Here is a 10,227-nt window from a genome sequence, read left to right on the forward strand (position 1 = left end):
CAGCCTAACCTGGAAAAGGTTGGCCGGTTTGCCGAGGGAACGGCAGTGCCCCTCTTTGGGCGTATTTCCAGGTTCCTGCTACACTACTATCAGATTCCGCCTACGAACAAATGATTCGATAAACAGCAATGAGAGCCATCGTCCGCCAGTTTGTCTTGTCTGTTATGTGGGGCGCCGTAAAGCGCCGTTTTAAGGCTGAGAATCCCTATGTCATTGCAGTGACTGGGAGCGTGGGAAAGACATCCACCAAAGAGGCTATTGCCACTATGCTAGAGGCTGCAGGGAAGCCGGTGGTGAAAACCATTGCCAACTTGGCAACCGATACGGGCATCCCTTTGTCCCTCCTTGGCTTTGGCGAAAAAGTACGGGGCGGTAGCGCGTGGATTAAGGTTATCATTCGCTCACTCACCGCAATGTTTCCTGCCCCAGCGGCAAAACCGTACTGGGTGCTTGAGTACTCTTCCGACAAGCCCGGCGACTTGGCATTTTTAGGCAAGCGCGTACCGGTAGACGTAGTGGTGGTTACTTCTGGTGGCCCTGTGCATATGGAGTATTACAAAACTCAGGAAGCGGTGGTGGCGGAGCTGGCGGATCTTCTCAACTACCGTCGTTCTGGTGGGTATGTTGTCATAAATGGCGACGACCCATTCCTGAAAGAAGCGACCTGGCCCGAAGAAACTGTTACCTTTGGCGTTGCCGGCCTTACCAAGAACCAAGCCAAGGTGGATATACGCGGCAAAGTTACCAATCTCACTCCCAAGGGAATGAGTTGCGAATTTAGCTCGGACACCAAGGTATCGGCAGAATCGCTTATCCGGAATACCCAGGGTGTACTTGAAGCCACGGTGGCAGTAGTAGGTAAACAGCAACTGGCGCCACTCGTAGCAGCCGTGGCTATTGGGGCGAAAGAGGGCCTCATGCCTAACGACCTCAAAAAGGGAGTGGAAGCGTACCAGGTTCCTGCAGGGCGTGGCCGCCTTATTGCGGGCATAAAGGATGTCACTATTGTGGATGATTCCGCTAACGCTTCTCCTGAGGCTGCCGTGGCTGGCGTGGCCATGTTGCGTCCTTGGGCCCAGGGCCGGCGCACGGTCGCCATCCTTGGCACCATGAACGAAATGGGGGAGGTGGCTGTTGAGGCACACCAGGAAGTGGCAGCTGCCGCCGCAAAGTCAGTGGATTTCTTTGTGGCACTCGGCCAGTTTGCCGATGAAATGGTTGATGCGGCCAAAAAAGCCGGTATGCCCGGCCATCATGTGTTGGGCTTTGATACGCCAGAAAAACTCTTTACCCATCTGGATCAGATCGTAGAGAGGAATGATATTATTTATGTGAAAGCATCGCAGAACGGCATGCGCCTTGAACGCCTTGTGAAGCGTCTCATGGCAAAGCCTGATACTGCTGCAGAGCTTCTCGTCCGTCAGTCTAACGCTTGGAAGGAATAACATATGGCGGTACTCACCATCCCCACACAAGATCTGAAAGAGACCGTACTTTTCGTGGTCGCCTCCTTTGTCATTGCCATACTCGTGGCGCCGATTCTTACCAATTTCCTCTACAAGAACCGGTTGGGTAAGCGGCTCCGTCAACATGGTGCAGATGGCAAGGCAGCCCCTATTTTCTCCAAGCTCCATGAGTCAAAAGCAGGGACCCCAGTAATGGGTGGCCTGTTGTTTTGGGTTACCACTGCGGTTCTTACTGCACTCTTCCACTTGGACCGCGGACAGACCTGGCTCCCTATTTTCGCCTTGGTTTCCGCAGGGATCATTGGTGGTGTTGATGACATCATGAATGTGATGGGAAAGGGCTCCAATGGTGGTGGGCTGCGCCTGAAGCATAAGTTCTGGGTCTATGCTGCCGTTGCTGCCGTTGGTGCCTGGTGGTTCTACAGTAAATTAGGTTTTAGCAGCGTAGGTATCCCTGGTATCGGCAACTTTGATATTGGGCTTTGGTACATCCCACTCTTTATCGGGACCGTCATTTTTGTGGCATTCAGCATGAACCAAACCGATGGCTTGGATGGCTTGGCGGGAGGTGTATCTCTCCTAGCTTTCTTTGTCTTCCTCTTCATTGCATTGGTCCAGGGAAAGGTCCACTTGGCCGTTTTCTGCGCCACCATGCTGGGCTCGCTCCTTGCTTTCCTATGGTTTAACATTCACCCTGCCCGCTTTTTCATGGGGGATACGGGGAGTATGGCCCTGGGCATGACCCTGCCCATTTTGGCCTTCCTTACCAATAGCGTTGTGCTTCTGCCGTTTATCTTGCTTATCCCGCTCTTGGAAGGGCTTTCTACCGTAATCCAAATTACCTCCAAAAGGCTCTTTAAGCGGAAAGTCTTCTTAGTGGCACCCATCCATCACCATTTTGAAGCAATCGGCTGGCCTGAGGCCCGCGTGACCATGCGTTTTTGGGTCATAGCCGCCGTTGGTTGTGCTGCAGGCCTCATGTTAGCCCTTGTCCAATGAATGGGACGAGTGCGCTGCAGGCGCTCCGCGGGAAGAGAATTGGTGTCCTGGGGTACGGCGTAAACCATCACCACCTGGTGCCATGGCTTACCCGCCAGGGCTTTTCGGTGACCGTGCGTGACAAGAACGAAAAGGTTACTTCGGAAATAGAGGGGGTCACGTGGGATATCCGCGCGGACATTCTTTCTGATCTTGATCAGTTCGATGTCATTTTCAGAAGCCCCTCCATTCCCTACTACGACGCCGCAATCCAGAAAGCCGTACAGAAGGGTATTGTCATTACCTCCCAAACGAAGCTTTTTTTCCAGCTGGCTCCGTGTGAGATTATTGGGGTGACTGGTTCAAAGGGTAAGGGGACAACGGCTACGCTGCTTTCCCATATGCTGACTGCCGGGTATACCAAAGGGAAGACGTACTTGGCGGGCAACATTGGTGTGGACCCATTCTCGTTTGTAGATGATTTGGAGGAAGATGACCTGGTTGTGTTGGAGCTCTCAAGTTTTCAACTTACCGATATGCACATGAGCCCGCACGTGGCCATTGCCCTCCATGTTGTGCCTGAGCACCTCGAGCACCACAAGACTTTCTCCGCGTACCAAGCGGCTAAGGTAAACATCTTGGCGCACCAGCGCCCCACAGACCTGGCGATTGTGAATGGGGAATATGCAGATATGGCCCCCTTCTTTGCTGCCGTGCAGGGACGGGTACTTAGGTATACCCGCCATATCCCTCAGCGCGAAGCGGCATGGGTAGAGAACCTGGATGGCCAGGAGGTTATTTTCGTACAGCAGGGCAACGGCTTGGAATCCATCGACATTACGGGTCGTGTCCTCTTGGGTGACCACAACCTGGAGAACATCCTTCCCGCTACCCTTGCCGCTCTGCACTATGGGGTTTCACCTGCCCGGATTGCTGAAAAAGTAGTTGCGTTTAAGGGGTTGGAGCATCGCCTTTCCTTGGTGGGAACATACAACGGCGTTTCGTTTTATGATGACAGCATTGCTACCACGCCAGAGTCTGCCGTGGTTGCCATGGAAGCTTTCCCAGGGAGGCGTATCCACGCCTTGCTAGGTGGTAAGACCGAGGGGCAGCCCCTTGATGCCGTGGTGCGTGCGGCTTTGGAGCGTTGCGCTACTGTTAGCCTTATTCCAGGTAAGGATACGCCGGCGTTAGAGAAATTATTCCGTAAGACCGCCAAACAGCGCCGTGACTGTGAGTGCCTACTGCTTACTGGGGCAAAGGAGCCTATAATGGAGACGATCCTTTCCGGCATCCATCCTCACCTTAAACCCGGGGATGTTGTACTCCTCTCTCCTGCTACCAAAAGTTTCGACTTTTTTAAGGATTACAAAGACAGGGGGGAACAGTTTGTGAAAGCAGTGCGCAACCGTTACGAACCATAATCATGACAACCACTGCCTTGCGGCGGAAGCGTGCCGATATCACCATTATCATTACCGTCATTGCGATGACGCTTTTTGGTATCGTCATGATTTACTCTGCCTCAGTCATCTTGGGTCATGAGATTTTCCGTGATGGCCAGCTCTTCTTTAAGAAGCAAATTCTTTCCGCACTTATTGGCGTGACTGCCATGGTGGTGATGGCCAACATCGACTACCGCATTTGGCAGAAGTACGCGGCATGGATGCTTGGCATCACCCTTGTACTGCTCTTGAGTGTGTTTTTCCTCTCACGGGGAGAAATCAACGGCGCACACCGTTGGGTTGATATTGGGCCTCTCAGCTTTCAGCCTTCTGAGTTGGGAAAGCTGACATTCCTCATGTATGTGTCAGCGTGGTTGGCGAGGCGCCAGGAACAAATGCATGACATAGTTGGCACTTTCCTGCCTTTTGCTGCCGTCCTTACCATCATCTCTTTCCTGCTTCTTAAGCAGCCCGACTTTGGCACGCTGGCCGTTTTCTTTGCGGCTGCAGTATCCATTTACCTCGTGGCTGGGATGACCTGGCAGCAGTTTGTCTTGGGCTCGAGTGGTGTCTGTCTGGCGCTCCTGGCAATTCTGTCCGAGCCGTACCGCCGTGCCCGCATTACCACCTTCCTTAACCCTACTTCTGACACGAGCGGTATTAGTTGGCATGTGAATAACATTGCCATTGCCATTGGTTCAGGTGGATGGTTTGGCCTGGGCTTTGGGGCAAGTGGCCAGAAGCGGCTTTTCCTTCCTGAACCACACACAGACTCTATTTTTGCGGTCATTACGGAGGAGCTTGGCTTTATGGTTGGCGCCCTAGTAGTGGTGGCTTTCATCTTTTTGGCCTACCGCGGCTTTAGGATTGCGCTGCGTTCCCAAGATGTGTTTGGGCGCCTGCTTGCAGTGGGCATTACCAGTTGGTTTGCTTTCCAAGCCTTTTTGAACCTAGGATCCATGGCGCACTTGGTGCCATTGGTGGGTGTGCCGCTTCCGTTCATTAGCTATGGTGGAACCAACCTCATCATCTCCTTGGCGGCTATTGGCGTGCTTCTTAATATCTCCCGTCAGGGGAGTGATGAACCTGTAAAGAACGAGGCGCCAGAGCGGCGGAATTCAGCGGTAGACCGGCGTGCTGAAGCCCGTCGTACTGCTGACCGGCGGAGGGCGGCGTGAAACCTGAGAAGGAGCGCCACATTCTCTTTGTCGGCGGGGGAACAGGCGGGCATATTGCGCCGCTTTTGGCAGTCTTAGGGGCGGTACATGACACTGCCGAGCGGAAAGAGTATCCGGTAAAACTGAGCTACGTAGGTTTGCCTACAGACCTGGAGTCACCTTTAGTCAAAGGGTCAAAGCTTCCTTTTGCCAAGCACATGGTGCATTCCGGAAAACTGCACCGGCACATGACGCTTAACCACTTCTCCCAGGTAAAGGGGCTGATGGCAGGCTTGAGAGAGGCGCGAATCCTCCTTAAGAAGCTAAAACCAGACGTGGTGTTTGCCAAGGGTGGCGGCAGTACTATCCCTGTTGCCTTGGCGGCCGCCCGCATGCGCATCCCTATTGTCTGTCATGAGTCCGATGCAAATCCCGGCCTTGCCATACGGTTCATTGCCAAGTTTGCTAAAGTGGTTTGTACCGCATACCCCGCCAAGGTGTACACGCAGCTCCCTCGCCGCCGGATAGTCCATACGGGGCAGCCGGTGCGTGACATCTTTTATATTCAGGCAAAGACTTTGCCGAATATTGAGGGGGAGGTGCTGGACCCTAAAAAGCCTCTTATTTCCGTGGTGTGTGGCAGTCAAGGTTCACGGCGGGTCAACCAGTTGGTGAGTGAAGTTTGGGAAAAGCTTTTGGATGATTTCCAAGTAGTCCATGTGACAGGCCCTCACGAGCATGCGTTGTATACGGAAAAGCGGAAACAGCTTTCCAAGTTCCAGAGGTCGAGGCTGCACGTTGTTTCTTTCTTGACCGATGAGCTGCCAGCGCTGTACCAAAAAAGCGCGGTAGTTATTAGTCGCTCAGGAGGAAGCATTGCGGAGTTGGCTGCTTCACGTGCCTGCTCTATCTTGATCCCGCTTTCCACAGCTGCCCAAAACCATCAGTGGGCAAACGCCCGTGTCGTAGTAGGGGCGGGTGCAGCCGTGGCGTTGGATGAGACAACTGCTACTCCCCAGGAATTAGAGAAGCTAATTCGGGAGCTCATGAGTGACGAGCGGGAGCAGACTGGCTTACGCGCCGCCATTGGCCACTTTGACTATCCCGATGCCGCCCTGCGCATGGCGGATCTGCTTCTCGACGCCTAACGTTTGCTTTAGGATACATATATGACACGGCATCTCTACATTATTGGCATCGGCGGGGTCGGCACCATTTGGATTGCCGACTATGCCTTAAAGCAGGGCTGGAAGGTGTCCGGTAGTGATGTCCAGGAAACTGCGGAAGTAACCCGGCTTCGTGAGGCTGGTGCAGACATCCATATTGGCTCAAACCCCAGCGCTATCCCTGCAGATGTAACCGAGGGAGTAATGACCTCTGCTGCTACTCCTACCTCGCCAAGTTATCCGGAATTTGAGGAGCTTGTCCGACGTGGGGTTCCTGTTGTGAAGCGTGCCCAGTGGATTGGGAAGCTGACCCGCCAGTACCACACCATCTCTGTCTGTGGTGCACACGGGAAAACTACTACTACCGCGATGATTGGGTGGATCCTTGCCGAAGCGGGCTTGGACCCGACCGTTTTTGTGGGCGGTACGGTAGGTCCCTGGAAGGGGACGCGCATTGGGGCGGGTAAATACCTCGTGCTTGAATCAGATGAATTTGACCGCAGTTTTCATAATTTCTACCCGCAGATTGCCGTGGTGCTGAACATTGATTTGGACCACACCGATTACTACACCAAGGGCCTCCCAGAAATAGAGCACTCTTACCGGCGCTTCCTTCGCAACTTGCCCAAGGATGCCGTGGTAGTAGGATATGGGCGTGATGGCAGGGTTCGTAAGGCGGTAAAAGGCTTTAAATACCGTGAGCGATGGTACGACGAGGCACACCTCTGGCCCGGCGTGCGTGTTCCTCAGCCTGGCATCCATAATCTGCTCAACGCCACCGCTGCAGCGCGCGTTGCGCACGAGTTGGGCATCTCCCAAGAGGTAATCAAGAAGGCGCTCGCCACTTTCCCAGGCGCAGGCCGCCGGTTTGAGTACTTAGGCAAATGGAACGCAGCGGAGCTTTACGACGACTACGCACACCACCCGAAAGAAATTGCGGCCACACTGAGTGGGTTGCATGAGAAGTTTGGGACAACCAAGCAGACGGTGGTATTTCAGCCGCACCAAAAAGCGCGGACCAAAACGCTGCTGAAAGAATTCGGACGGGCGTTTGATGAGCATCCAGTAACCCGGCTTATCCTGGCGCCTATTTACCATGTAGCCGGTAGGGAAGAGGGGATTGAGATTGAAAGTGACGCTATTGCCAGGGAAATCGACAAGTATGCCCCACCGGGAATGAAAGTCGAGGTGGCGGCAGATATAACTGAGCTGGAGTCTTTGGTGAAAGAAGCAAGTAAGCAAGGAGGGGTGCTTATGGTAATGGGGGCCGGCAACATCCGCGCCCTGACAGACCGATGGCGAACAGAATAGACACCTGGGAATCCGTTGAAGGGAGTGTCCTCACCACTATGGGTGTGGGTGGGTTGGTGCGCGTCAGCCGGCCAGCAAGCGCGGAAGAGTTGGAAAACGACATTAAAACGGCAGGGGAGCAGGGGATTCCCTACCGCATTTTAGGGGCAGGCAGCGATGTGCTTTTGCCAGATGAAGGCTTTGGCGGATTGCTCATTATCCCTGCCAATAAAACATTGGAAGTTCTCCCCGATGCCCATTTTTCCGAGGCTCCCCTGCCTACCCAAAATGAGCGCTACCGTAGGGAAGAGGGCAAGGGGTACTTGGAGTTGGAAAAGATTCACCTGCCGGAAGGTGAGGCGGTTTGGGTGCGGGTTGGTGCGGGCGTCCCCTGGGGCCAATTAGTCATGTGGACGCTTCAGCAAAACCTGGTGGGGCTCCAGTGGTTTGCGCGTATCCCCTGTGCAGCAGGGGGTGCGGTATTCAATAACATCCACGGGGAGAAGCATTTCTTCTCGGAAGTTGTGCAGCAAGTCACTTCTTATTCACCGCGTGACGGATGGGTGACACGGCTCCCCTCCGCGTTGGGTTTTGCGTATGATTATTCCGTTTTCCATGACCATCCTGAAGAGGCGATTTGGGATATCGTCATAAAACTGCAAAGGGTTTCTCTTGAAGAAGCCGGGAAGGCCAAGGACCTGTATATTACTTGGACTAAAGCCAAGACCATTGCGCAGCCAAGCGGCGCCAACAGCGGGTCTGTTTTCCAGAACGTCTCTGCTTTTGACGAGGTGGTGAAAGAAACGGGTATGGTGGCTGCCGGCTGGTATGTGGAGCATGCGGGTTGCCGGGGTTGGGAAGAAGGTGGGTTGCAGGTTTACCCTTCGCATGGCAATTTTATTATCAACAAGGGTATGGGGACACAGAAAGATTTCATCCGCCTTGTTGAGCGGGTGCGAAACCGGGTGCATGAAGTGTATGGTATTTGGCTGGCGCCAGAGGTGATTTGTTTTGATGCAGAAGGTAAGAACCACCAATGGTAAGTGAGGCAGTTTACAAGCAGCTCTTGCGTGACATCCGCCAAGTTGATCAGCAGGTTTCACTTGGGCAGTGGAACGGGTTAGGCGCAGGAGGAAGGGCTTCTTACTTTACCGAAGTGCGCGATGCCATGGAGTTGGCGGGTGCGGTCAAGGCAGCAATCGATGCGCATATCCCCTACGAAATTGTGGGCGCGGGGAAATCCGTATTATTTCCGGATGAAGAGTACCAAGGGCTCGTCATCTCAAACAAATCGGAAGGCTTCATTGTGGCAGCGGACCGTAGCCAGGTGGTAGTGGAAAGTGGGATGTCACTCCAGCGGTTCATAACCATGGCTGCTTCCAGGGGTTATGGTGGCATGACCCAGTTTTACGGTCACGGCGGAACAATTGGGGGTGCCGTCTACCACGGCTTGGAAGCGGGTGGTACGAGTATCTTGTCATTCATCCGGCACATTACGGTGCTTATGCCTCCTACAAAAATGAAGCCATATCCCACTGTCGTGCGGCAACGTGCCGACTGGCTGCGCAGGGATGACAAGGTCACCAAATTGCGCCATGGCCGCGATCAGCGGGCGTATGACGCACCTCGCCCCGTCCTTTTGAATGTGCAGTTCCAGCTCACGTCGGTCCGTCCGGACGAGATCCAGCGGCGTATTCAGCGCGAGTCAGAACAGAGGGAGAAGGCGCCTAGTGGGCTCAGTTTTGGTCCAGTTTTCATGGAGCCGGGCGGCGGTCAGTCCGTCAAAGAGATCCTAACCTATTCCAAGGCACAGCGACTGGTGGTAGAGGGCGTCCGTCCGGATAAGCGGGAGCCAAATTACCTGCGGGCCAGGAAAGGTGCTTCTGCGAGCGCTGTTTGGCAAACTGTGCAGGCATTGCAACAGTTAGTTAAAGATAGCTCTGGGATAGAACTTACCCCATGCTTCGAGCGTCTAGGGTATTGGCCTGAGACACGAAGGGAAGATGCTGTGGTAGCATGAATGTATGCGTACTCCACGTCGTAGATATGTACGTCGGACGCCAAAGATCTATGGGAACCTCCAGCCGCGCGCGCGGCAGTGGTCACCAAGGTCTATTGTTGTAATTCTCAAGAAAGTACTGCCTTTTGCCGTGGCGGCTGGCCTGCTCTACATGTTGGTAGCCGGTCCGGCTTTCCGCGTGAAACATATTGAGGTGCGGGGCGCCTCGCTTATTGAGCCCGGCGCTATTCAGGACAGCATCCCTAAGGGGGGCAGTATTTGGACCATCCCCAAAGACCGTATCTCTAGTAACCTTCTTCAGAACCCTGCAGTAAACCAAGTCCGGGTGCTTAGGGGATTGCCAGATACTATCCTCATTGAGGTGGCGGAGCGCGATGCCCGTGCTTTTTGGGTGACAGGCGAGAAGGGCTCGGTGCTCGATTCCAATGGCGACTCGTTCCTTGAATACGGCCTGAGCAACCTCCCTTCTACCGATACGGTAATCGGGAAAACCCTGGACGAGCTTCCCCATATTATTGACCGTTCTGGGCTCGGTGCCATGGTGGGGCAGCAGGTTGCCAGCAGCCTTTTCCTTACGTTTATTGGCGAAGTTCAGGCAAAGATGTCTGAGCATCTGCCGGAGTACCGGGTTACTTCCTATGAAGTAGGTGCTACTACGTACGATGTCACCATGATGACTAAGCCAGGGGTGAAGGTATCACTGAA

At 54.0% G+C, this 10,227-nt stretch carries 9 protein-coding genes; all 9 read left to right on the forward strand.

The window, feature by feature from the left end:
* The first annotated feature begins 128 nt into the window (after nt 1-128).
* Nucleotides 129-1,445 (forward strand): Mur ligase family protein, encoded by a 1,317-nt coding sequence (locus VLA04_03015; GenBank protein ID HSI20652.1) that lies wholly within the window; start codon nt 129-131, stop codon nt 1,443-1,445.
* Between the two features lie 3 nt (nt 1,446-1,448).
* Nucleotides 1,449-2,465: a phospho-N-acetylmuramoyl-pentapeptide-transferase gene (locus VLA04_03020; GenBank protein HSI20653.1), complete on the forward strand. Its 1,017-nt coding sequence runs from the start codon at nt 1,449-1,451 to the stop codon at nt 2,463-2,465.
* Nucleotides 2,462-3,868 carry a UDP-N-acetylmuramoyl-L-alanine--D-glutamate ligase gene (gene murD / locus VLA04_03025; protein HSI20654.1) on the forward strand — a complete coding sequence of 469 codons (1,407 nt, stop codon included), beginning with the start codon at nt 2,462-2,464 and terminating at the stop codon, nt 3,866-3,868. The genes VLA04_03020 and murD overlap by 4 nt, the downstream gene beginning before the upstream one ends.
* 2 nt (nt 3,869-3,870) lie before the next feature.
* Nucleotides 3,871-5,067: a putative lipid II flippase FtsW gene (gene ftsW, locus VLA04_03030; protein HSI20655.1), complete on the forward strand. Its 1,197-nt coding sequence runs from the start codon at nt 3,871-3,873 to the stop codon at nt 5,065-5,067.
* A complete protein-coding gene (locus VLA04_03035) occupies nt 5,064-6,194 on the forward strand; it encodes a UDP-N-acetylglucosamine--N-acetylmuramyl-(pentapeptide) pyrophosphoryl-undecaprenol N-acetylglucosamine transferase (protein HSI20656.1) in 1,131 nt (376 codons plus the stop codon). Before ftsW ends, VLA04_03035 begins: the two co-directional genes overlap by 4 nt.
* A 21-nt stretch (nt 6,195-6,215) precedes the next feature.
* The gene (locus VLA04_03040; GenBank protein ID HSI20657.1) at nt 6,216-7,523 is read left to right on the forward strand and encodes a Mur ligase domain-containing protein; all 1,308 of its coding nucleotides are present in this window, start codon (nt 6,216-6,218) and stop codon (nt 7,521-7,523) included.
* Nucleotides 7,508-8,545: an FAD-binding protein gene (locus VLA04_03045; protein ID HSI20658.1), complete on the forward strand. Its 1,038-nt coding sequence runs from the start codon at nt 7,508-7,510 to the stop codon at nt 8,543-8,545. Before VLA04_03040 ends, VLA04_03045 begins: the two co-directional genes overlap by 16 nt.
* Entirely contained in the window at nt 8,539-9,522 is a 984-nt protein-coding gene (locus VLA04_03050) for an FAD-binding protein (protein HSI20659.1), read from the forward strand. Before VLA04_03045 ends, VLA04_03050 begins: the two co-directional genes overlap by 7 nt.
* Nucleotides 9,523-9,526: 4 nt before the next feature.
* The coding region (locus VLA04_03055) for an FtsQ-type POTRA domain-containing protein (protein ID HSI20660.1) at nt 9,527-10,227 on the forward strand (701 nt) is incomplete at its 3' end.

The sequence above is a fragment of the Verrucomicrobiia bacterium genome (genome assembly GCA_035460805.1).
GTDB lineage: Bacteria > Patescibacteriota > UBA1384 > CAILIB01 > CAILIB01 > DATHWI01.

Coding starts and splice junctions, on each gene's coding strand:
- VLA04_03015 (HSI20652.1), top strand. CDS start 129: ATGAGAGCCATCGTCCGCCAGTTTGTCTTGTCTGTTATGTGGGGCGCC.
- VLA04_03020 (HSI20653.1), top strand. CDS start 1,449: ATGGCGGTACTCACCATCCCCACACAAGATCTGAAAGAGACCGTACTT.
- murD (HSI20654.1), top strand. CDS start 2,462: ATGAATGGGACGAGTGCGCTGCAGGCGCTCCGCGGGAAGAGAATTGGT.
- ftsW (HSI20655.1), top strand. CDS start 3,871: ATGACAACCACTGCCTTGCGGCGGAAGCGTGCCGATATCACCATTATC.
- VLA04_03040 (HSI20657.1), top strand. CDS start 6,216: ATGACACGGCATCTCTACATTATTGGCATCGGCGGGGTCGGCACCATT.
- VLA04_03045 (HSI20658.1), top strand. CDS start 7,508: ATGGCGAACAGAATAGACACCTGGGAATCCGTTGAAGGGAGTGTCCTC.
- VLA04_03050 (HSI20659.1), top strand. CDS start 8,539: ATGGTAAGTGAGGCAGTTTACAAGCAGCTCTTGCGTGACATCCGCCAA.